The sequence below is a fragment of the Mannheimia sp. E30BD genome (assembly GCF_041807785.1).
Classification (GTDB): domain Bacteria; phylum Pseudomonadota; class Gammaproteobacteria; order Enterobacterales; family Pasteurellaceae; genus Mannheimia.
The window spans coordinates 1-23,229 of the sequence record NZ_JBGTYX010000020.1 but is presented as its reverse complement, the minus strand read 5'-3'; the positions used below and the strand labels follow the sequence as shown (position 1 = coordinate 23,229).

The 23,229-nt window shown below is 40.0% G+C and carries 22 protein-coding genes; 13 read left to right on the top strand and 9 right to left on the bottom strand.

The window, feature by feature from the left end:
- Positions 1–43 precede the first annotated feature (43 nt).
- Positions 44–1,150 (top strand): ABC transporter substrate-binding protein, encoded by a 1,107-nt coding sequence (locus ACERCG_RS09935; RefSeq protein WP_373611901.1) that lies wholly within the window; start codon positions 44–46, stop codon positions 1,148–1,150.
- Between the two features lie 61 nt (positions 1,151–1,211).
- On the opposite strand, the gene ACERCG_RS09930 is transcribed toward ACERCG_RS09935, so the two are convergent.
- The 5 genes from ACERCG_RS09930 to fmt all read right to left on the bottom strand — a co-directional run bounded on the left by ACERCG_RS09930 (position 1,212) and on the right by fmt (position 6,230).
- Positions 1,212–2,006, bottom strand: a complete 795-nt coding sequence (locus tag ACERCG_RS09930) for an ABC transporter ATP-binding protein (RefSeq protein ID WP_373611899.1) — start codon at positions 2,004–2,006, stop codon at positions 1,212–1,214.
- A 9-nt stretch (positions 2,007–2,015) separates the two neighbouring features.
- Positions 2,016–3,056, bottom strand: coding sequence for a FecCD family ABC transporter permease (locus tag ACERCG_RS09925; protein WP_373611898.1), 1,041 nt, complete (start codon positions 3,054–3,056; stop codon positions 2,016–2,018).
- Between the two features lie 88 nt (positions 3,057–3,144).
- Positions 3,145–3,735, bottom strand: a complete 591-nt coding sequence (locus ACERCG_RS09920; protein ID WP_373611896.1) for an ACP phosphodiesterase — start codon at positions 3,733–3,735, stop codon at positions 3,145–3,147.
- Complete coding sequence (modF, locus tag ACERCG_RS09915; protein ID WP_373611894.1) at positions 3,736–5,205, bottom strand: molybdate ABC transporter ATP-binding protein ModF; 1,470 nt, start codon at positions 5,203–5,205, stop codon at positions 3,736–3,738.
- A 74-nt stretch (positions 5,206–5,279) separates the two neighbouring features.
- Positions 5,280–6,230 carry a methionyl-tRNA formyltransferase gene (fmt, locus tag ACERCG_RS09910; RefSeq protein WP_373611893.1) on the bottom strand — a complete coding sequence of 317 codons (951 nt, stop codon included), beginning with the start codon at positions 6,228–6,230 and terminating at the stop codon, positions 5,280–5,282.
- 214 nt (positions 6,231–6,444) lie between these two features.
- On the opposite strand from fmt, the gene ACERCG_RS09905 reads away from it, so the two are divergent.
- The 4 genes from ACERCG_RS09905 (at position 6,445) to mscL (ending at position 9,591) form a co-directional block, all read left to right on the top strand.
- On the top strand, positions 6,445–7,056 hold the full coding sequence (locus ACERCG_RS09905; RefSeq protein ID WP_373611892.1) for a YigZ family protein: 612 nt from the start codon (positions 6,445–6,447) through the stop codon (positions 7,054–7,056).
- Positions 7,057–7,059: 3 nt separating this feature from the next.
- A complete protein-coding gene (locus tag ACERCG_RS09900) occupies positions 7,060–8,544 on the top strand; it encodes a TrkH family potassium uptake protein (RefSeq protein ID WP_373611891.1) in 1,485 nt (494 codons plus the stop codon).
- Positions 8,544–9,074 (top strand): menaquinone-dependent protoporphyrinogen IX dehydrogenase, encoded by a 531-nt coding sequence (gene hemG / locus ACERCG_RS09895; RefSeq protein WP_373611890.1) that lies wholly within the window; start codon positions 8,544–8,546, stop codon positions 9,072–9,074. Before ACERCG_RS09900 ends, hemG begins: the two co-directional genes overlap by 1 nt.
- Before the next feature lie 118 nt (positions 9,075–9,192).
- Positions 9,193–9,591: a large-conductance mechanosensitive channel protein MscL gene (gene mscL / locus ACERCG_RS09890; protein ID WP_373611889.1), complete on the top strand. Its 399-nt coding sequence runs from the start codon at positions 9,193–9,195 to the stop codon at positions 9,589–9,591.
- A gap of 124 nt (positions 9,592–9,715) precedes the next feature.
- On the opposite strand, the gene rpsT is transcribed toward mscL, so the two are convergent.
- A complete protein-coding gene (gene rpsT / locus ACERCG_RS09885) occupies positions 9,716–9,979 on the bottom strand; it encodes a 30S ribosomal protein S20 (RefSeq protein WP_373611888.1) in 264 nt (87 codons plus the stop codon).
- A 345-nt stretch (positions 9,980–10,324) separates the two neighbouring features.
- Between rpsT and murJ the strand changes: the two genes are divergently transcribed.
- From murJ to ACERCG_RS09870, 3 genes are all read left to right on the top strand, one after another.
- Positions 10,325–11,902, top strand: coding sequence for a murein biosynthesis integral membrane protein MurJ (gene murJ, locus ACERCG_RS09880; RefSeq protein WP_373611886.1), 1,578 nt, complete (start codon positions 10,325–10,327; stop codon positions 11,900–11,902).
- Positions 11,903–12,364, top strand: a complete 462-nt coding sequence (locus tag ACERCG_RS09875) for an isoprenylcysteine carboxylmethyltransferase family protein (RefSeq protein WP_373611885.1) — start codon at positions 11,903–11,905, stop codon at positions 12,362–12,364.
- 179 nt (positions 12,365–12,543) lie between these two features.
- The gene (locus ACERCG_RS09870) at positions 12,544–13,818 is read left to right on the top strand and encodes an O-acetylhomoserine aminocarboxypropyltransferase/cysteine synthase family protein (protein ID WP_373611884.1); all 1,275 of its coding nucleotides are present in this window, start codon (positions 12,544–12,546) and stop codon (positions 13,816–13,818) included.
- 106 nt (positions 13,819–13,924) lie between these two features.
- Here the strand turns inward: ACERCG_RS09870 and ACERCG_RS09865 are convergent, their stop codons facing one another.
- Entirely contained in the window at positions 13,925–15,940 is a 2,016-nt protein-coding gene (locus ACERCG_RS09865) for a BCCT family transporter (RefSeq protein ID WP_373611883.1), read from the bottom strand.
- Between the two features lie 242 nt (positions 15,941–16,182).
- Here ACERCG_RS09865 and ACERCG_RS09860 point away from each other — a divergent pair, with 242 nt between their 5' ends.
- Positions 16,183–17,358 carry an MFS transporter gene (locus ACERCG_RS09860; protein ID WP_373611882.1) on the top strand — a complete coding sequence of 392 codons (1,176 nt, stop codon included), beginning with the start codon at positions 16,183–16,185 and terminating at the stop codon, positions 17,356–17,358.
- Positions 17,359–17,371: 13 nt separating this feature from the next.
- On the opposite strand, the gene rarD is transcribed toward ACERCG_RS09860, so the two are convergent.
- Both rarD and epmA read right to left on the bottom strand, forming a co-directional pair.
- Positions 17,372–18,268: an EamA family transporter RarD gene (rarD, locus tag ACERCG_RS09855; RefSeq protein WP_373611881.1), complete on the bottom strand. Its 897-nt coding sequence runs from the start codon at positions 18,266–18,268 to the stop codon at positions 17,372–17,374.
- A gap of 83 nt (positions 18,269–18,351) precedes the next feature.
- Entirely contained in the window at positions 18,352–19,335 is a 984-nt protein-coding gene (gene epmA / locus ACERCG_RS09850; RefSeq protein ID WP_373611880.1) for an elongation factor P--(R)-beta-lysine ligase, read from the bottom strand.
- 330 nt (positions 19,336–19,665) lie between these two features.
- On the opposite strand from epmA, the gene frdA reads away from it, so the two are divergent.
- From frdA to frdD, 4 genes are read left to right on the top strand one after another with little or no spacing between them, the layout of a single operon-like run.
- The gene (gene frdA, locus ACERCG_RS09845) at positions 19,666–21,468 is read left to right on the top strand and encodes a fumarate reductase (quinol) flavoprotein subunit (RefSeq protein ID WP_373611879.1); all 1,803 of its coding nucleotides are present in this window, start codon (positions 19,666–19,668) and stop codon (positions 21,466–21,468) included.
- 15 nt (positions 21,469–21,483) lie between these two features.
- Positions 21,484–22,215 carry a succinate dehydrogenase/fumarate reductase iron-sulfur subunit gene (locus ACERCG_RS09840; RefSeq protein ID WP_373611878.1) on the top strand — a complete coding sequence of 244 codons (732 nt, stop codon included), beginning with the start codon at positions 21,484–21,486 and terminating at the stop codon, positions 22,213–22,215.
- Between the two features lie 9 nt (positions 22,216–22,224).
- Positions 22,225–22,617 carry a fumarate reductase subunit FrdC gene (gene frdC / locus ACERCG_RS09835; RefSeq protein ID WP_373611877.1) on the top strand — a complete coding sequence of 131 codons (393 nt, stop codon included), beginning with the start codon at positions 22,225–22,227 and terminating at the stop codon, positions 22,615–22,617.
- A 13-nt stretch (positions 22,618–22,630) separates the two neighbouring features.
- Positions 22,631–22,978, top strand: a complete 348-nt coding sequence (gene frdD / locus ACERCG_RS09830) for a fumarate reductase subunit FrdD (protein ID WP_373611876.1) — start codon at positions 22,631–22,633, stop codon at positions 22,976–22,978.
- Positions 22,979–23,229: the final 251 nt, after the last annotated feature.

Below are 23,229 nucleotides of genomic sequence, written 5' to 3'. Positions count from 1 at the left end.
CAGTTACAATTCAACTTTCCATTTCTTTTTGGCTGGAGTTCCAATGAAAAAATTACTATTAAATAGTGCCTTTGCTGCCACATTACTCGCATTTGGTGCAAGTGCCAATGCTGAAATCAAAACCATTACTGATATATTAGGGCGTGAGGTAAAGGTTGATGTGCCTGCTAAACGTGTTGCACTAACTTTCTATTATCCTGACTATATTGCGGTAACTGGTGCTGAAAATTTCGATAATGTAATAGGCATTTCCCGTGAGTTTTGGGAAAAATTCAACCCGGGTAGTTGGGCATTATTTGCAGAAAAAATGCCAAATCTAAAAAATATCGCGGATCTTGGCTATGTGAATAGTGGTACTTTCTCAACAGAAAAAACCATTGCATTAAAACCTGATGTGTTAGTGCTACCTGAAATTCAATATCAAGCCTTAGCCAGTGAAATTCCTCGCATTGAGCAAGCTGGTATTCCTGTTGTAGTAGTAGATTTCAACAAGCAAACTGTTGAAAATCACACAAAAAGTGTAAGAGTTTTTGGTCAGCTTGCAGGTACTGAAGAACGAGCCGAAAAAATTGCCAAAGAGTATGAAGAAGGCATTACTGATATTCAGAGCCGTATTGATAACGTAAAATTAGCAAAACCAAAACTTTATGTTGAGTTTGGCAACAAAGGGCCGAAAGAGCATAGTTTTACCTTTGGTAAAAATATGTGGGGAGCGATTGCTGAAACAGTGCGAGGCGATAATATTAGTGCTCCGTTTGTGGAAAACTGGGGGCAAATTAACCCTGAGCAAGTGTTAGTCTCTAAACCAGAGGTAATTATGATTTCAGGTACGGAATTAGGTAATGATACAAACCCTGAGATTATGTCGATGGGAATTAATATTGAAGAAGCTGATGCTCAAAAACGTTTGAAAGGCTTTATGGAGCGTACAGGTTGGAAAGAGTTGCCAGCGGTAAAATCGGGGCGTGTTTATGGTTTATATCATACAGCATCTCGCTCAATTTCAGATCTGGCGAGTGCTCAATTTATGGCAAAAGCACTTTATCCTGAATTGTTTAAAGATATCGATCCTGAAAAGACGTATTCAGATTTTCATAAAAATTACTTACCAATTACGCCAACAGGCACATTCTTTATTCAACTGAAATAAAAACAACAAGCGGTCATTTTGCAAAATAAATCTGCAAAATGACCGCTTGTATTTTCTCTGACTATTTGCGATTCAAACAGCAATCAATATTTAAACATTTTCTTAATGGGCGGATAATCGGAGAGCCGTTGCCATCATATAAAATCTCAATATTAACATTATACAACCGCTTAATTAGCTCGCATTCCAACACATCACAAGCTCTACCTTGTGCTTGAATTTTCCCCTCGCTTAATAATAGCACGCTATCAGAAAATTGAGCCGCAAGGCTTAAATCGTGGAGTACCATAATAGTGATTAAGTTATTGGCTCGAGTGTATGCGTTCACATATTCAAGTAAGTTGATTTGATGATACATATCTAACGCACTTACAGGCTCATCAAGCAGTAGAATATGGGGTTTACGCAGCAATACTTGGGCGAACATCACCATCTGCCGTTGCCCGCCACTTAGTCGCATAATATCTTGATGAGCTAAATGTGAAATGCCGAGTTTATCCATAATATCAACGGCTTCATTGAGTAATTCATCGCTAATATACATATTTAGACTATCAAGCTGACCTAATAAAATGACCTCTAAAGCACTGAGTGAGGCTTCCACCTGTGTATCTTGTGGCATATAGCCAATTTGCTTACGCCAACTATGCAAGTGGCTTGAGGTTAATTTATTACCATCAAAATCAATTGTGCCTTGATGAGCAATTTCCCCAAACAATGTTTTAAGGAGAGAGGATTTCCCCGCGCCATTTGGGCCAAGCAAAGTATAGATTTTGCCTTGTTTAAAATGTAGATTGATTTTATCAGCCACCACTAAGTTTCCACGCTTAATAGTCACATCGTTTAAGTTGAGCATAGAAAATCCTTATCGTTTAGCTAATACAATCCAGAAAAAGAACGGTACACCAACTAACGCTGTAATGATACCGACCGGAAATAATGCACCCGGCACAAGGCTTTTTGATAGCACGGATGACATCGATAAAAATGCCGCACCCACTAACATTGAACCGGGCAGGAAAAAGCGTTGGTCTTCGCCTAGCAACATTCGGGCAATATGCGGGGCAACTAAGCCAATAAAACCGATAATGCCCACAAAACTGATGCAAGTTGCGGTCATCACAGACACAATCAGCAAGGTTTTCATTCGTAACCAGGTTAAGTTAATGCCTAAACTTAATGCTCTGGCTTCGCCCAAACGCAGGGCGGTGAGCTTCCACGCATCTTTAAGTAACAATAAAATACAGACTGTAGTTACGCCAAAGGCAATTGAGATAGTCTGCCAAGTAGCTTTAGTTAAATTACCGAATAGCCAAAACAGAATTTGTTGGGATATCTCAGGTGCAGAAATAAATTGCACCAATGACAGTAAAGACTGAAATAAAAACAATAAGGCAATTCCTACCAGCACTAATATTGCCGAGCTAAAACGTCCTAAAGAGGAGAAGGCAAATAAAATGGCAGAGGAGAAAAGTGTCATCACAAAAGCCCCGATGGGTACAGCAATTTCGGTTGGTAAACCAAATCCACCAAAGGCAATCACAATTGAAGCCCCAAAGCCCGCAGCAGCCGCCAAACCCAGCGTATAAGGGCTTGCCATTGGGTTATTAAGCAGGGTTTGAATTTCAGCTCCGCCAACACCAAGTGCAGCTCCAACCACCAATGCCATTATCGCCATTGGTAAACGTAGCTCATAGACAATCACTTTGGTGGTTTCTTCAATTTCGCCTAATTGGAATAAAGCTTTCCAAACTTCATTAAACGGCAGCAGGGAAGGCCCGGTCATAATATCGAAAATGAGGCTGAGTAAACAAATAAGTAAGAAAAAGAGTAATAAAAAACTGCGTTTCTTTTCGATGGTTCGCTGTTTTTTAGCTATTTGTTGAGGAGAAAGCATTGTTGGCATAAAAACATAATGTTTGAGAATTATTATCAGACAGGATAAGAGAAAAGGGCGATAAATTCAAGGATATCCGAGTTAATGGCTAAAGTATTCAGCCAAACTCTCGAATAACCCTTTCTTTTACCGTAAAAAACTCCTGAATAGCGGCTTCTTCTAAAAGAGTATAATTTTGCCGAATTTCGGTTATGGCATTTCTCAAAATCTCTCCTTTCTTCACTCGTGATGACATTCCCAAGAATACTCTTTCTAAGAAATTCAAATCTGCATAACTACTTAACGCATTGCGAGATGTCAGCCAATTAAACATTGGGATGAAGTTTTCAGGAAAAATTGCTTGATGTTGATTGATGCGTTGAAAGATGTCTCTTTGAATAGCATTCAGCTCTTTGCCAAATAAGGATTGAAAATGTTTAGCCAAAAAGTGATCAATCATAATATCTGACACAATACCTTTATAAAGCCCAAAGTTCTCTCGAAGCAATCTAGTCGTTACACTATCTTGCCTGTCGCAAATTTTATCAATCAAGCGGTGTAATACAACACCGCTTTTTAAATCATCGGCTAAATTGAGATTTTGAATTAAGCCTTTATAAAAATCGCCGGAAAAATTGCCATATAAGGTTTGTTGATTGGCTTTTGCATCAATTTCAAGTGAAATTAGAGAGTGAGCCAGAAAATTCATTTATGCTCCCAGTTCCGTTTGTTGGTACTCATACCCAAATTCATTGGTTTCCCCCTTCGGCACAAACTCAAACAAATGCGTAATGCAATTCGGAGCATCGCTATCTTGGTGTGAAACAAACAGCAGTTGGGTTTGGCTATTGGTGACTAATTGCTCGATAAATTGTTTTACTAGCTTGCGATTCACGTCATCTAAGCCTTGCAGTGGTTCATCTAAAATCAAAATGGGCGGGTGTTTTACCATTGCTCGGGTAATCAGTAGTAAGCGTTGTTGCCCCCACGAAAGTGAACGGAAGGGTTTTTTAGCAAATGTTGCTAGGTTTAAACGTTCCAACCATTCCATCGCTTTTAATTGTAGAGCGTTGGGTACTTGTTGATAAACGCCGATACTATCAAAAAAGCCCGAGAGAATTACGTCCATTGCTGAGCAGTTTACCCGATAATCCATATGCAATTGGCTACTTACATAACCGATGTTTTTCTTAATATCCCAAATGGTTTCGCCTGTACCACGCTGGCGACCGAATAATCGCACTTTGTTAGCATAAGATTGTGGGTGATCGCCTGTAATAATCGAAAGTAAGGTTGATTTACCCGCTCCATTCGGGCCTTTAATCCACCAATGTTGTTTAGGCTGAACCGTCCAACTCAGATTATCTAAAATTTTCTTGTCGCCATATTGGATATTCACGTTTTCCAAATCAAACGGATTGATATGTTCAGCCAGAGAAACAAGCGGAGCAGCACTTTCAGGCAGTGGCACATTGACATTCTCTTCTGCAAATTTTAGCTGAGAATAGACCGCTTGTTGTTCAATTTCAGCCCGTTTTCCTTGAAGAATGAGCGATAAGTTATCCAATAACGCAATATGATCAGCCGCATCGGGAATATCATTGAAGCGGTTTACAATCAGCACTAACGCCATTTTGGCAGGCAGGTCGGAAATTAATTGTGTCCAATATTGTACCGATTGCTGATCTAACCCCTCGAAAGGCTCATCTAAAATTAATAAATCAGGCTCACTAACTAACATTTGGCAAAATAGCACTTTGCGGCTTTCGCCCGTAGAGAGATGAATAAATGGGCGATCTAGCAAGTGCTGAATGTGCAGTTTTTCTGCGTATTCTTCACATAATGCGGCTTTATCACTGCCATTTAAAATCACTTGGCGAGCGGTTAAGCCGAAGTCATCGGGCGAGATAGTGTCGTTGTTACGATCTTTGAAAATCTGCTCAATAATTTTTTGCTGCTGTTCAAAAGAAAGCAGTTGAATATTCTGAAAGCTGTTTTCATATTCTCCTGAATAGAGCGAGAGCTTGCCTTGTAAAGCAAGGGAAAAGGCTGTTTTACCCGAACCGTTTCCGCCCACCACCACCCAGAAATTGTGTGGTTGGATAGTCAGATTTTCTACTGTTAATTTTTGCTGTTTTTGGAGCGAAAATAAGGCATTTGAAATATGTAGTGTTTGCATAGTGTGTATGTGTTTGTAAGGGCGAATAACATTCGCCCGTTATAATATTTCGATGGAGGATACTCTCTGACAGATTACAGAACTTTCCCAACTATAAACCAATCTGCTCTACCATTAAGGAAATCTTGTATCGACATCGGTTTTTTCCCGGCTGGTTGCAGTTGAGTGATGTTCAGCACGCCCTCTTGGGTGGCAATTTGAATACCTGTTTTATCTACGCTTAAAATTGTACCTACAGGCTTGTTTTGATGAGGTAAAACAGTGGCTTGGTAAACTTTAATACTTTGCTCAACACCTTCCACCTCTAGCGTTAAAAAACTGATTGGCCAAGGGGTGAAGGCACGGATATTTCTCTCTAATTGAGCAGCCGATAAATTCCAATCTAATTTCGCCTCTTCTTTTGATAATTTTTCCGCATAGTTGGATTGGTTTTCGTCTTGCTTTTCAGCTTTAAATGTTTGGGTTTCTAAGCCGTTTAATACGTCAAGTAATGCAGGTGGAGCAAGCTCTGCCAGTTTGGCATAAAGCGAAGCAGAGGTTTCGTTTGGCTCAATCGGTGTAGTAACTTTATGTAGCATATCACCTGTGTCTAAGCCTACGTCCATTTGCATAATGGTTACGCCCGTTTCTGTATCGCCTGCCCAAATTGAACGCTGAATTGGGGCAGCCCCACGCCAACGTGGTAAAAGTGAACCGTGAACATTTAAGCAGCCATATTTAGGGGCATTTAGCACCGCTTCAGGTAAAATTAAACCGTAAGCGACCACCACCATTACATCGGAATTTAAGGCTTTCAGTTCTGCTTGCGCCTCTTCTTTACGAAGAGATTTTGGCTGATAAACGGGAATGTTATGAGCTTCCGCTAGCTGTTTCACAGGGCTTGCTTGTAATTTTTTACCTCGCCCAGCGGGTTTATCAGGCTGGGTATAAACGGCGATCACATTGTGTTCAGAATCAAGCAAGGCTTGTAAATGTTGAGCGGCAAAATCAGGTGTGCCGGCGAATATAATATTGAGTTTTGACATTGTTAAGTTCTTAAAAGTAGTAATCAAAAGGTTATGGAATAACTTCATTGTGTAAGACACAGGTGAAGTATCTCCCCTCTTTGCTAAAGAGGGGGACTAGATAGAGAGTTAAATATTTTAGCTGTGCTAAACCCTATTAAACCACTAAACCGCATAAATAAAAAGTGGCTTTAGTGTGGTATTATTGCAAGGTTAATATTAAGAGAAGTAAACAATGGAATTTTTTATCCCCAAAGCGGATACTATTTTTGAAGAAGAGATCAAAAAAAGCCGCTTTATTACCTATCTCCGACATACGGAAGGAATGGAGCAGGCGAAGGCGTTTTGGCAAGAGCTGAAAATGCAGCATCCGCACGCTCGCCATTGGTGTTGGGCAACGGTGGCAGGCACGCCGAATGATTCCCAGCAGTACGGCTTTTCTGATGATGGCGAACCCTCTGGCACGGCAGGTAAGCCAATGCTTAATTACTTATTAGGTTCAGGCTTGGGCGAAATTACCGCCGTTGTGGTGCGATATTATGGCGGTATTCAGCTTGGCACGGGGGGCTTGGTAAAAGCCTATGGTAATGGCGTTCAACAGGCATTATTGCAGTTAGAGCGAATTCGCAAAGTTTTGCGAAAAAACTACCGCTTGCAGTGTGAATATGAGCATTTTAACACTCTTTCACATATGATAAACGGGCGAGATATTGATATTGTAGAACAACATTTTGGAGAAAAAGTGGATTTGCTACTCGCTTTCAACCCAACAGAGTTTGAGCCATTTTCTGATGAGCTAACCCAGCGTTTTTCGGGCAAACTGACCTTAATTAAAGAAGATACCTAATTTATGCAATTTTTTTCTATTATTCGCATTGTTGGCATTTTAGTGATGTGCTTTTCATTCACAATGCTTGTGCCGGCAACAGTTGCCCTGATTTATGGTGATGGCGGTGGGCGAGCCTTTTTAGAAGCCTTTGTGCTGAATTTTGTGGTTGGTACACTGCTTTGGTGGTTTTGTCGCCATAATAAAAATGAGCTGCGTTCCCGAGAAGGCTTTTTGATTGTAGTGCTGTTTTGGGTGGTGCTAGGGCTATTAGGGGCTGTGCCGTTTATTATTTTAGAAAATCCTGATCTCAATGTGGCAGAGTCGATTTTTGAATCCTTTTCTGGTTTAACCACCACAGGGGCAACCGTAATTACAGGGCTAGATACTCTGCCGAAAGCGATTTTGTTCTACCGCCAATTTTTACAATGGCTCGGTGGAATGGGGATCATCGTATTAGCGGTGGCAATTATTCCATTACTGGGTATTGGCGGAATGCAGCTCTACCGTGCAGAAATGCCCGGCCCGCTCAAAGAACAAAAAATGCGACCTCGTATTGCTGAAACGGCTAAAGCCTTGTGGATGATTTATTTAAGTTTAACCTTATTATGTGCTTTCGCTTTTTGGCTGGCTGGAATGAGTGCCTTTGATGCCATTTCGCATAGTTTCTCAACAGTTTCGATTGGCGGATTTTCCACCCACGATGCAAGCATCGGCTACTTCAACAGCCCTGTGATCAACTATATTACTGTCTTTTTCTTACTGCTTTCTGCCTGTAACTTCGCCTTACATTTTGCAGTAATTGACCGCTTGCGTGATAAGCAATCCAGAAAACGAGGGGACATTCTCAGCCGTCTTTATTGGGGCGACTATGAATTTCGCTTCTTCTTAATGGTGCAATTTGGGTTGTTTTTAATTTGTACGCTGGTGCTAATGGCGTATAACTATTTTGATAATACATCGGTAACGATTACACAGGCGTTATTCCAATCGGTGTCTATTTCGACCACTGCAGGCTTTACCACTAATGATTTCAGTCAATGGTCTTCATTTTTACCGACCTTGTTAGTGCTGGCTTCTTTTATTGGCGGTTGTGCCGGCTCAACAGGTGGAGGTTTGAAAGTAATCCGTGTGTTATTGCTTTATTTACAAAGTAAGCGAGAAATCCACCGTTATATCCACCCTAATGTAATTCAGCCCATCAAATTAGGTAAACACGTTTTATCAGAACGAGTGGTTGATGGAATTTGGGCGTTTTTCTCGGCATATTTCTTTGTATTTGTGATCTGCTGGCTTGGCTCGATTGCGTGCGGAATGGAAACTTTCGATGCGTTAAATGCGGTAATTGCTACACTCAACAACTTAGGCCCTGCATTAGGTAATGTGAGCAGTAACTTTACCCAAGTGCCGGACAGTGCAAAATTGGTGCTCACGTTTGCAATGGTGTGTGGACGTTTAGAAGTATTTACCTTGCTGGTTATTTTAAGCCCTGTATTTTGGAAAGACTAATGAAAACCTTAATTCTCTATTTTACGACCGATGGTCAAACAAAAAAGATTGCTGAACGATTGGCAGAAACGATTACGCACGAGGTTGAGCTGATTTCGCTAAAAGATCAAGCGGTCAATTTTGCTGAAAAAATTGCAAATGCCGATCAAATTGTGATTGGCGCTTCTATTCGATATGGGCATTTTAGTCCGTTGGTTTATCAGTTTGTAGAACAGCACTATGTGGCGTTAAATCAAAAGAAAACCGCTTTTTATGGAGTGAACCTTACCGCTCGCAAAGAAAATAGAAATACACCAGAAACCAATACCTATGTGCGTAAGTTTCTAGCCAAAGTGAAATGGCAGCCTAACCACGTTGAGGTGATTGCAGGGGCGTTGTTCTACCCACGTTATAAGACGTTCGACCGTATAATGATTCGTTTTATTATGAAAATTACCAAAGGCGAAACAGACACCAGCAAAGAGTATGAATATACAAACTGGCAACAGGTGGAAGAATTCGGCAAAAAATTAAGCGAGCAGTTAATTTAACAATGATCTAAATCAAACCGATTTAGCGGTTGTATAAATTTTAATTTAAATTATAATTTGCCACTTTCGATCTCGGTGTAGATTATTTGTTCTCCCTTATAAATTAAAGGAAAGCCCAATGAGTATTTTAAAAGAATTCCGTGAATTTGCGGTAAAAGGTAATGTTGTGGATATGGCTGTCGGTGTGATCATCGGTGGTGCATTCGGTAAAATCGTTTCATCATTAGTAAATGACATCATTATGCCACCAATTGGTATGTTAATCGGTGGGGTAGATTTCAAAGATTTAGCTATCGTATTAAAAGAAGCACAAGGCGAAGCCGAAGCGGTAACGTTAAAATACGGTGCTTTTATCCAAAACGTATTTGATTTCTTAATCATTGCTCTTGCAGTATTCGGTATGGTAAAAATGCTGAATTCATTGAAAAAAGCTCCTGTTGAAGAACCTGAAAAACCAGCAGAGCCTTCAGCTGAAGAGAAATTATTAACTGAAATCCGTGATTTACTGAAAAAATAATTTGCTGATTTAAGATAGGGCGATTTTAGATTTAACTAAAATCGCCCTTTGCTTTTTAGGTTTTCTTTACGCTAAAAACGAAAAAACCGACTATTGCTAGTCGGTTTTTCATATCTATTCGATATTACGCTAATTTTTTGATTTGTGCTGCTAATTTAGATTTGTGGTTAGCTGCTTTGTTAGCGTGGATTAAGTTTTTAGACGCCATACGGTCTACAACTTTTTGCATTTCAACGAAAGCGGCTTGAGCTGCTACTTTATCGCCTGTTGCTACTGCTGCATATACTTTTTTGATGAATGTACGCATCATTGAGCGTTGGCTTGCGTTGTGTTGGCGGCGTTTTTCAGATTGAACCGCACGTTTTTTTGCTGACTTGATATTAGCCAAGGTCAAACTCCTAAAATATCTGTGTAAAAATTAGATATAAACCGTTTTGGTTTATATTGCCTATCGATAGTTTTTAATTCATTTTCAACGAGACACGTGCTTGAAAATAACACCGTTTTTCTGATAGAAAACGATAGGGCGAGATTTTAACAGTTTTTTTCTGATTTTCCTATAACAAACTGCTAAAATTATGATCGATTTTTAGGATCGCACAACAAGCGATCTGATTTTTAGTATTTTTTACAAAAATATGTTGATTTATGATGTAGGGGCAGGTCCCGTGCCTGCCCTTTGTTTCTATGTTTTCGGACTGGCACAGGACCCGTCCTTAAAATTATTAATGTTATGAGCAAAAAACTTTTAAGATCAGGAATGATCGTGAGCTTTATGACCCTAATTTCACGCGTTTTAGGGTTAATTCGAGACATTGTGGTAGCTACTTTGCTAGGTACAGGCGTAAGTGCCGATATTTTCTTATTCGCAAACCGTATTCCGAATTTTCTTCGCCGTTTATTCGCCGAAGGGGCGTTTTCAAAAGCCTTTGTTCCCGTGCTGGCGGAATACAACGCCGATAACGACCCAAATAAAACGAGAGAGTTTATCGCAAAAGTATCGGGTACATTGGGCGGCTTAGTTACCATTGTTACCCTTGTGGCAATGATTGCCTCGCCTGTAGTGGCTGCTTTGTTCGGTACAGGCTGGTTTTTAGATTGGCTTTATGATGGCCCGAATGCAGAAAAATTCACTCAAGCCTCCTTTTTGCTAAAAATTACTTTCCCTTATTTGTGGTTTATTACCTTTGTGGCATTGTCTGGAGCGGTGCTTAATACTATCGGGAAGTTCGGGGTAATGGCATTTTCGCCTGTGCTGCTGAATGTGGCCATTATTGGTGTGGCGTTGCTCGGCAAAGATTATTTTGATTCGCCCGATGTTGCCCTTGCGTGGGGGGTATTTTTAGGCGGATTGCTGCAATTCTTATTCCAAATTCCGTTTATGAAAAAGGAAGGATTGCTGGTTAAACCAAAATGGGCGTGGAAAGATGAGGGCGTAACCAAAGTCCGTAAATTAATGATTCCAGCCTTATTTGGCGTTTCAGTTACCCAATTAAATTTATTACTCAACCAAGTGATTGCGTCATTTTTGATTACAGGTTCAATTAGCTGGATGTATTATGCCGATCGTTTAATTGAGTTTCCACTTGGCTTATTTGGCATTGCAATTTCTACTGTGGTGTTACCAAGTCTTTCTCGCATTGCCAAAAATAAAGATCTCACCGAATTACAACGCGGCGAAAACTTCCAAAACACAATGGATTGGGGCGTTCGTATGGTGTTGTTGCTTGGTATTCCTGCAATGATTGGTATGGCAGTGCTGGCTCAACCCATTATTATGACAATGTTTATGCGAGGCAAATTTGGTTTTGAAGATGTGCTGGCAACCTCTTATCCGCTTTATGTAATGTGTTTGGGCTTGAACAGCTATATGTTAATTAGCGTGCTGGCAAATGGCTTCTATGCGAACCAAAATACTAAAACACCTGTGAAAGTGGGGATTATTGCCGCTATCAGCAATATCTTTTTCGGCTTGGCATTTGCTCCATTTTTGGGCTATATCGGCTTGGCATTGGCATCGGCTTGTTCAGCCTTGGTGAATGTGAGTTTGCTTTACTTCCATCTTACAAAAAGCGGTTATTATAAAGTAAGTCGAACAACCCTTATTTTTGTGCTAAAACTGTTGATTTCCGCTTGTGTGATGGGGGCATTATTGGCGTATTTCACTCCAGAGATCGAACTTTGGGCGTTAATGACACTCTGGCAGAAAATCTATTGGCTGGTTTGGCTGATGATTTTAGCAGCAGGTAGTTATTTTGTAGCCATTATTACCTTAGGTATTCGCAAGAAAGATTTCAGAGCGGCGGAATAAATGCTGAAATTGAAAATACCGCCGCCCGTTTGGTTTCTCCTTTGTGCAGCGTTAATGTGGTGGATTGCACGGCTTCTGCCTGCCTATTTACCCAATTATCAACATTCCGTGATATTGATGTTAGCAATGGTAATTGTGGTCATAGGATTACTCATTGCTATATCAGCAATAATTACGATAAGAAAAGCAAAAACAACCTCAAGCCCTTTTCAGCCACAAAATACTATTCAGTTGGTGGATTGGGGGATTTATCGCAAAAGCCGAAACCCAATGTACCTTTCCTTGCTTTTAGGTTTAATTGCGTGGGCGTTGTGGCTTGGTTCTATTTTTGCGTGGATTATTCCACCACTCTTTATTTGGCTCATTACCCATTTTCAAATTCAGCCTGAAGAACAAATCCTTACCCAAAAATTTGGACAGCGTTATTTAGATTACGCACGCCAAGTAAGGCGTTGGCTTTAACATACAAGCGGTTAGATTTTCGGGAAATTTTGCAAATTTTTATCTAATTTACTACAGAAAGTTATTCGTTTAGTTTCATTCATATTGAGTTTGAATTAATTTCATCAGAGTGAAACTTGTTCGATTCAGGAAATATTGTTATATTTTTGTATAAGAACTATACAAAAGGAGAAAGGTTTATGAGACCAGAAACAATCGCATTACACAAAGGCTTTCACACTGACCCGACAACCAATGCGGTAGCAGTACCCATTTATCAAACAACAAGTTACGCATTTAATGATACTCAGCATGGTGCAGATTTATTTAGTTTAAAAGTAGCGGGTAATATTTATACACGATTGATGAATCCAACGACGAATGTATTAGAAGAACGCTTGGCAGCATTAGAAGGAGGTGTTGGTGCGGTTGCAACGGCAAGTGGAATGGCTGCAATTTCTTATGTAGTCGAAACTTTAACCGAAGCTGGGGATAATATTATTTCCTCAAACCGCATTTATGGTGGTACTGTTACCTATTTTACCCAAACATTAAAACGCAGAGGGGTTGATGTTCGTTTTGTTGATCTCAGTAAACCCGAAGAGATTTTAAAAGTTTCTGATAGCAAAACTAAATTAGTATTTTGTGAGAGTATTTGTAACCCGACTATTGATGTCGCTGATTTACCTCAATTTGCAAAATATGCTCATCAAGCTGGAGTACCACTTGTTGTGGATAACACAGTGGCAACGCCGTTGATTTGCCGTCCAATTGAATTAGGTGCAGATATTGTTGTGCATTCTTTGACCAAATATATCGGTGGGCACGGTACAACTATCGGTGGCTGTATTGTTGATAGTGGTAAGTTTGACTGGAAAGCACAAGCAGAAAGATTCCCTATTTTAACTCAGCCAGACCCTTCTTATAACGGCGTAGTTTATGCAGATGCGTTAGGTGCTGCTGCCTTTATTGGATGTGTGCGTGTAGTTGGTTTGCGTAATACAGGGGCTGCGATGACACCTATTGCTGCTTTTATTTTCCAACAAGGTTTAGAGAGTCTTGCGGTACGTTTAGAACGCCACTGCCAAAATGCGTTGAAAGTAGCGGAATATTTGCAGGCACACCCTCAAGTAAGCTGGGTTAATTATCCAGCACTACCAAATGCACCACAATATTCGTTGGTTCAGCGTGATTGTGGTGGTCGAGCATCAGGATTATTGAGCTTTGGTATTAAAGGTGGGCGAGAGGCAGGTGCAAAATTTATTGATGCGTTAAAATTAGTGCTACGCTTAGTGAATATTGGAGATTCTAAGTCTCTAGCTTGCCACCCTGCTACAACAACGCATAGTCAAATGACAGATGAGGAGTTAGAAACAGCTGGAGTAACTAGCGATTTAATTCGTTTAAGTGTTGGACTAGAGCATATTGACGATATTATTGAAGATTTGGAGCAAGCCTTTGCTGCGGTAAAATAATATCAATCAAAAAGTGATAACGTTGAATTAAAATACAAGCGGTTAGATTTTACTCGGAATTTGCAAAATTTTCCGAAAATCTAACCGCTTGTTTAATACTGGAGGCTTAGTCTAAATTATTGACATCAGCCGTCATTAAGTTGTGCGAGTTATCCATTGCTAAATTGATAAAGCGTTCATACTGTTGTAGAACATCAGCAATCAATTCTTCTTTCGTCATATATTGCACGTCATAGCCTTCTCGTCCATCTAGGAAGTAGGTGATCGGCTCATAAATGGTGTTTTCTTCGATATTTGGTAAGTTTTCATCACCAACCACTAAATCAGATAATTGACGAGGCACGCTTTCAATACCATAAACGAAGTTGCGTAAGTTTTCTTTTACGACTTCAAATTCCAATTTTGGATTTTTTTCATTGGTAAAATTCATTTTTGCGGTTAAACCGTAGCTTTCGAATTCATCAATTAATTCAAGGAAAGCAGGTCTTGCAACTTTAATAAAGAAGTGGCGAACATCTTGTTGCTTGGTTGGATTAATAATTTTCTCCAAACGCTGTTTCCAATCTTTACCTGCCCAGTTTTGACTACCTTGCGAGAATTTTTTGTTGAAGTATTGGTTATCTACCATTAAGCCTTTCCATAAGCCAAAGCAGAGAATCAGCATAATAAAAGTAAATGGCAGAGCGATAATCAGTGTCATTGTTTGTAGAGATGATAATCCACCCGAATAAAGTAGCGACAAGGCTAATACCGCCAATACCACGCCCCAAAGAATCGTTTGCCATTTTGGGGCTTTTTCTTCGCCTTGTGAGGCAATGCTGTTAAGTACAAAAATTCCTGAGTCGGCTGAAGTAATGAAGAATATGGAAATCACAATAACAGCAATGAAAGAGGCAATTGTACCGAATGGTAGTTGATCAAAGAATGTAAAGAGCAGTTGTTCAGTATTGCTGCTTACCTCAGCTAATGCACCAACTGTTTGTTGATCGAACCAAATTGCCGAGCTACCAAAGCTGGTCATCCATAAAATATTAAACAGTGATGGTACGAACAATACACCTAAAATGAACTCACGAATGGTTCTGCCTTTTGAGATTTTTGCAATAAATAAACCGACAAATGGTGCCCAAGAAGCCCACCATGCCCAATAAAGCACGGTCCAACCACTTAACCAGCCTTGATGTTCAGGCTCATAAGCGAATGTACGGAAACTAAGTTCTAATAATGAACTAAAATAATAACCTAAATTCTCGGTTAAACTTGAAAATAGGAATAATGTTGGACCTGTAATAATAACAAAAATGAGTAATAATCCGGCTAAGGTCAAGTTGATTTCACTTAAGATTTTAACGCCTTTACCAACCCCTGTGATAGCAGAGAATACAGCGAGAGACATTGCAACAAGGACAATCACCATAAGTACACCGAAATTACTGTTTTCGATTAGCCCTAAGCTATTAAAGCCTGCACTGACTTGCATAACCCCAAAACCAAGTGTAGTTGTTAGACCAAAAATAGTGCTACAAAGGGCTATAATATCAATCAAGTGCCCCCAAAAACCTGAAATACGGTGTTTTAATAAAGGATAAAAACCAGAACGAACAGTTAGCGATAATTTATATCTAAATCCGAAGTAAGCAAGAGCAAGAGCAATTACACCATAGATTGCCCAAGCGTGAATCCCCCAATGGTAGAAGGTAGTCATCATTGCTTCCTTCATTCTTTCCGATTCACTCAGGTTTTCGTAGACAGGTTTGAGATAATGCAAAACAGGTTCTGCAACACCGAAGTACATTAACCCGATCCCCATACCTGCGGCGAATAACATCGCAATCCAAGAGCCAAAACCAAACTCAGGCTCATCAGTATCTGCCCCTAATTTGATATCGCCCAAACGGCTGAATGAAAGAAAAATCAGAAATAGAAAAAATACCGATCCTGCAAAAATATAAAACCAACTAAAATTTGCAAAAAGGATATTTTTAATAGTGTCAAGTGAAAGCTGAGCTTGTTGTGGGAAAACGATACAGAATATTGCAACAAAGCTAACGAAAATTAAGCTAGGAAGAAATATGGGAGCTTTAAAGGTGCTACCTGCCTGCAATTTTTTAAAGAAATCCAATGGTATATTCCTCGTATAGTTGTTATTAAAGTACCCAAATATATCAAAATACCATAAAGATTACAAATTAAACAAAATGAGTAATAAGATAATTTTATAAGAAATGGTTGATATTTACTCACAATAATCGTTCGTAATTTTTTCTGCTTGTTAGTAAAGCCAAAAATTAAAAATGGTGTGTTGATAAGGTTTGCAGATTCATTATTTGTGAGTAGAATATTTTTATTTATAAAAACAAGACAATGCACACACAACATAATGCTCAAAAAATGGTTCTGCCGATTTTACTGCTGATCTCCCTTTCTCATTTGCTGAATGATTTAATTCAAGCGGTGATGGTCTCAATTTACCCAATGCTTAAAGAGAATTACCAACTGAGTTTTGCTCAAATTGGTATGATTTCGTTAATTTACCAAATTACTGCCTCTATTATTCAACCGGGTATTGGGCTTTATACCGATAAATACCCAAAACCGAATTTATTGCCTGTCAGTATGCTGATTACTCTGCTTTCTGTGATTTTACTCGCCTTTTCGCCGAATTTTGGTGTGTTATTGATAGCAGCGGCGTTAATGGGGATTGGTTCTGCTATTTTTCACCCTGAAGCTTCTCGGGTAGCTCGAATGGCATCGGGCGGTAAATTTGGTACAGCACAGTCGCTTTTCCAAGTAGGTGGAAATAGTGGCTCGGCGTTAGGACCGCTCTTGGTAGCATTGTTTATTGTGCCGTTAGGACAAAATGCGGTAATTTGGGTGGTTGCCTTTGTATTATTAGCCTTGTGGATTTTATATAAAGTGAGCCGTTGGGTGAAATATGAGGTTAAGTCGCTTGTTGTTTCATCAGGTCATATTCAACAACGCTTGCACGGCAAATTATTAGTCAGAGCCTTGTTAATTATCGCGTTATTAATGCTGGCGAAGTTTATTTATATCGCCAGCCTCAGTAACTATTTCACTTTCTATTTAATGGAGAAATTCCAGCTAAATATGGCAACCGCACAGCTTTACTTGTTTGTCTTTTTAGGGGCGGTGGCAGTAGGTACTTTTGCGGGAGGGCCGATTGGCGATAAGATTGGGCGAAACGCAGTCATTTGGTTCTCTTTCTTAGGAATGGCACCTTTTGCGTTATTGCTGCCCCACGCCGATCTATTTTGGACGATTGTGTGTGCGATTTCTGTTGGCTTTATTATGTCATCAGCTTTCTCGGCAATGGTGGTTTACGCTCAAGAAGCGGTGCCGGGTAGAGTTGGGTTAATTTCAGGCACAATGTTTGGATTAATGTTTGGTATTGGCGGCTTAAGTGCCGCCGTGTTAGGTTTTTTTGCTGATGAATATGGCTTGGACACCATTTTTAACGTCTGTGCTTATTTACCTATACTCGGTTTTGCCGCCTTAGGTTTACCGAAACGGAATATTTAAGCTGTTCCCTTTATTATTGTTGAGCTTTGGCTCTGGCTTTTTTCATACTCAGTAAGAAGATGGCAACGCCAATCCATACTAAAATATAGCCAACCGAACGTTCGGCGGAGAGTTTTTCATTAAAAATCAGCACACCGCATAAAAATTGCAATGAAGGCGAGATGTATTGCAACATACCGAGTAAGGACATCGAAATGCGTCTCGCCCCCATTGCAAACCATAGTAACGGAATAGTGGTAGCCGCACCTGAGCAGAGCAGTACCGTCATTTGTAAACTATTGAGTTCGCTAAATACTAAATTGTTTTGGTTATAACAAAAGCATAGATAGGCAATTGCAAAAGGCGACATCAGCAAGGTTTCAAGAGCTAAGCCTGATAACGGCTCCATTGGGGCAAGTTTGCGGATCAAACCATAAATGCAGAAACTGGCAGCTAAAATGAGTGCCACCCACGGCACTTGCCCGGCAGGAATTGCCAGCCATAGAATACCTGCAATAGCAAAGACAACAGAGAGCAGTTGAGCTTTAGTGTATCGCTCTTTTAATACGATATAGCCCACAAAGACATTTAAAATCGGGTTGATAAAATAGCCGAGACTGGCATCTAAAATATGTTCGTTTGTAATCGCCCACAAATAAACCAGCCAGTTTACCCCAATCATAAAAGAAGAAAGACAGAAGATCCCCAGCACTTTAGGCTGTTTAAAAGCATTGATTACCGCCCGCCCTTGTTGGAAAATCAGCAATAGAATAATAGCAAACACCGCAGACCAAACCACTCGTTGAGCTAAAATCTGCTCTGCAGGCATTCCCGATTGATTAATCGGATACCAATAGATCGGAAACGTCCCCCACGTTAAATAACATAACAGAGCGTAATGCCAACCTTGTAATTTGCCTGAAATATTCATTTTGCTTTCCTAAAAGAGTGTGTACAAGCGGTCATATTTGTTGATTTTTTTGCAAATTGCAAATAATAAAATGCTATAAAAAATTAGGCTTTTTCGACGCTAAATGAAATAACCTCTTCAATTTTTTCCGCATTCATCACAAGCATTAATAAACGATCTACCCCAAGTGCGACCCCCGAACAGTTTGGAAAGCCTGCTTTAAGTGCAGCCAGAAAACGCACATCGAGTTGCTGTGGCTCAAGCCCCATTTTTTCACGCTGAATATTGTCTTGTTCAAAGCGATGGATTTGCTCGTTTGCATCGTCTAATTCGTGGAAACCATTACAGAGTTCTAATCCTTTGTAATAAAACTCAAAACGCTCAGCAACACGGTGATCTTCCGAGCTGATTTGTGCTAACGCAGCTTGGGCGGAAGGAAAGTGATAAACCGCAGTTGGGCGATCTTGCCCAATATTCGGTTCAACTACTTCGCTGAATAAAAATTGGAGTAGCGTATCTCGGTTTTCATCATCTTCACATTGCAAACCGTGCTTTCTCGCTTTTTCGACTAATTGAGTTTTGGTGGCAGAAAGCGGATCTAACCCAACGTGGGTTTGGAATACAAATTGATAGCTAAAGGATTCTGCCGGTTCGCAGTCTAAAATCTGTTGCAGTAAATCATCCACTTCATTGATGAGGCGATACATATCAAAATGTGGACGATACCATTCCAACATTGTAAATTCAGGATTGTGGTATTTGCCTGCTTCTTCATTACGAAACACTTTGCAAAGCTGGAAAATCGGTCCGCTGCCCGCAGCGAGCAAACGCTTCATATGATATTCAGGGCTTGTCATCAAATGGAGTGTTTTTGCCTCATTGCTAAATGGCGATAAGAATTGAGTGCTGAATGTTGAAAGATGAACATCTGTTACTGAAAATTCACTTAAAATCGGCGTTTCAACTTCTAAAACGCCACGTTCTGTAAAGAATTTTCGCAGTTCAGCAATAATTTTTGAGCGTTGGATAAGGTGAGGGATAGTAGCAGTTGGTTGCCAATCAATGTTATCGAGTTGTAAATTATTCATAAAAAATGACCGCTTGAAAATGTACCGCTATTTTAGCTTAAAAAAGCGTATTACCCTAGTTGCTGATCAAGAAAAAATAAAGCAGGTTTTTTAACTTTTATGCAACAAATTAAATTTTCTCATTTAAAACATTAGAAATTTTTTCTCTATTACTCTCCAATTAAGAGCCATTCTCAATACCTTCATTGTGCTCGTTACCTTTTTTGAGGTAGATCACAAAATTACACTTTTTATGTTAAAAATTTGTAAAATCAGCTTATCTGATTGATTAAATAGTGGCACAATATCATCACTTTTAATGAATAAGTTTTTTAACTTTCGGAGTGCATTATGCAAAGTGTTAATTTTGATGTGGCTATTATCGGTGCTGGTGGTGGCGGCTTGCGTGCTGCTATTGCAGCGGCTGAAGCAAATCCAAATCTGAAAATTGCTTTAATTTCAAAAGTTTACCCAATGCGTAGCCACACGGTGGCGGCAGAAGGTGGCTCGGCAGCGGTCATTAAAGATACGGATTCTTTTGACAATCACTTTAACGACACCGTAGGCGGTGGCGACTGGTTATGTGAACAAGATATTGTGGAGTATTTTGTTGAGCATTCTCCTATTGAAATGACACAGTTGGAGCGTTGGGGTTGCCCTTGGAGCCGTCGTGAAGATGGCGAAGTAAACGTTCGCCGTTTCGGTGGTATGAAAATTGAGCGTACTTGGTTCGCCGCCGATAAAACAGGCTTCCACATCTTACACACTTTGTTCCAAACCTCGATTAAATATCCGAATATTGTTCGCTTTGATGAACATTTCGTGTTAGATATTTTAACCGACAACGGCGAAGCTCGTGGCTGTGTGGCAATGAATATGATGGAAGGTACGCTTGTTCAAATCAACGCAAATGCGGTTGTGATTGCAACGGGGGGTGGCTGCCGTACTTATCGTTTCAACACGAACGGCGGTATTGTAACGGGCGACGGTTTATCAATGGCATATCGTCACGGTGTGGCTTTGCGTGATATGGAGTTCGTTCAATATCACCCAACAGGATTGCCGAATACGGGTATCTTGATGACTGAAGGCTGTCGTGGTGAGGGTGGTATCTTAGTGAATAAAGATGGCTACCGTTACTTACAAGATTATGGCTTAGGGCCTGAAACGCCAATCGGCAAACCGGAAAACAAATATATGGAGCTAGGCCCTCGTGATAAAGTATCTCAAGCGTTCTGGCAAGAATGGCGTAAAGGCAACACCTTAAAAACCGCAAAAGGTGTTGATGTGGTTCACTTAGATTTACGTCATCTCGGCGAAAAATATTTACTTGAGCGTTTACCGTTTATTTGTGAATTAGCGAAAGCGTACGAAGGGGTTGATCCTGCTAAAGCACCAATTCCAGTTCGCCCTGTTGTTCACTACACAATGGGTGGTATTGAAGTGGATATGAATGCAGAAACCTCAATTAAAGGCTTATTTGCGGTGGGCGAATGCGCGTCATCAGGTTTACACGGGGCAAACCGTTTAGGGTCTAACTCTCTCGCAGAATTAGTGGTGTTTGGTAAAGTAGCGGGTGAAAACGCCGCTCGCCGTGCATTAGAAGTAACTGCCCGTAACCAACCACAAATTGATGCTCAAGCAAAAGATATTGTGGCTCGCTTACACGCATTGGCAAACCAAGAAGGTACTGAATCTTGGTCACAAATTCGTAATGAAATGGGCGATTCAATGGAAGAAGGTTGTGGTATCTACCGTACACAAGAGAGTATGGATGCAACCGTGAATAAGATCCAAGAGTTAAAAGAGCGTTATAAAAATATCAGCGTTAAAGATAAATCAAGTGTATTTAACACCGATTTACTCTACAAAATTGAGTTAGGCTTTATCTTAGATGTTGCTCAATCTATTGCTTGCTCTGCGGTGGAACGTAAAGAATCTCGTGGTGCACACCAACGTTTAGACTATGTTGAGCGTGATGATGTGAATTACTTGAAACATACTCAGGCGTTCTATAATGCAGATGGTACACCAACGATTAAATACAGTGAAGTGAAAATTACCAAATCACAACCACAAAAACGTGTGTACGGTGCAGAAGCGGAAGCACAAGAAAAAGCAAGAAAAGCAGCAGAAGCTCAAGCACAACAATAGAGAAGGAGCAGTAAAATGGCAAATTTAGATAAAATGACCATCGAAGTGCTACGCTACAATCCAGAGTCAGATAGCGAGCCACATTTAGATAGATATGAAGTGCCTTATGACAGCCAAACTTCACTATTAGATGCACTTGGGTTTATTAAAGACGAGTTAGAACCAGAGCTTTCGTATCGCTGGTCTTGTCGTATGGCGATCTGCGGATCGTGTGGTATGATGGTAAACGGTAAACCAAAACTAGCGTGTAAAACGTTCTTGCGTGATTACAGTGGCTTTATGCGAATTGAACCGCTTGCTAACTTCCCGATTGAGCGTGATTTAGTGGTGGATTTAAGCCATTTCATCGATAGTTTAGAGGCAATTAAACCTTATATTATTGATAACAAAGCCCCTGAAGGACAACGCACTAAACAAACCCCAGCACAGTTAGAGAAATATCGTCAATTCTCAATGTGTATTAACTGTGGTTTATGTTATGCGGCTTGTCCACAATTTGGTTTAAACCCTGAGTTTATCGGTCCTGCGGCAATTACATTAGCTCATCGTTATAATCTTGATAACCGTGATAATGGCCGTGAAGAGCGAATGAAATTACTTAGCAGCAAAAATGGGGTATGGAGTTGTACTTTCGTGGGCTACTGCTCAGAAGTTTGTCCGAAACACGTTGGGCCGGCCTCAGCAGTGAATCAAGGCAAGCTAGAAAGTGCAAAAGATTATGTTATCTCAATGATTAAACCGAGATAGGAGGAAGAGATGTCAGCGACAAAACGTAGACCTTATGTTCGAGGAATGAAAGCGAGCTGGTGGAAAAAACTCGATTTCTACAAAATGTATATGGTGCGTGAGGCAACCTGTCTTCCAACGGTTTGGTTCTGTATCGTACTATTTTATGGTGCAGTTGCATTAAGCAAAGGCACATTTGCAACTGACTTTGTGGATTTCTTACAAAATCCATTTGTGGTTGTACTAAATATTATCTCACTTGGTGCGATTCTTTATCACGCTGCGACTTTATATGTGATGACACCAATGGTAATGCCACTGATTGTAAAAGGGCAGCGCTTACCGAATACGGTTGGCAGAAATATCCTTTGGGCAGCCACTGGTGTGATTAGCTTAATTGCATTAATCTTAGTTTATATTTAATAAGGGGAATAAAATGAGTCTTGATCAAAACCCAAAACGTTCAAATGAACCACCTGTATGGCTATTATTCAGTGCTGGCAGTATGGTAAGTGCATTATTTTTCCCTGTAGTGATCTTTATTATTGGCTTATTACTGCCGTTTGGCTTAGTTTCCCCAGACAATATTATTGCTTTTGCACAAAGTTGGATCGGAAAACTTATCATTATGGTATTAGCGATTTTCCCAATGTGGACGGGTATGCACCGAATTCATCACGGTTTGCACGATCTGAAAATTCATACGCCAGCGGGTAGTGTGATCTTCTATGGACTATCAGTATTGTTTACAATTTTAGTCATTATTGCTATAGTACAGATCTAAAAGTGTAAGACCATCTTTTTAAAAGATGGTCTTTTATCTTTTTTGCAAGCGATCGAATTTACAAATAAATTTACAAATATCAGAAATCCTGATGATAAAACGATCGTTTTGTATTAAATATCTGCAAATTTAAAATTTTTTACAAAAAACACTTGCGTTCATTTCAGATTTCTCTATAATGCACCCCACACAACGACGCGCTGTTGTGAACGGTTAGGTTTTAAGTTCAGTGCGTCGTTCTTTTTTGTTCT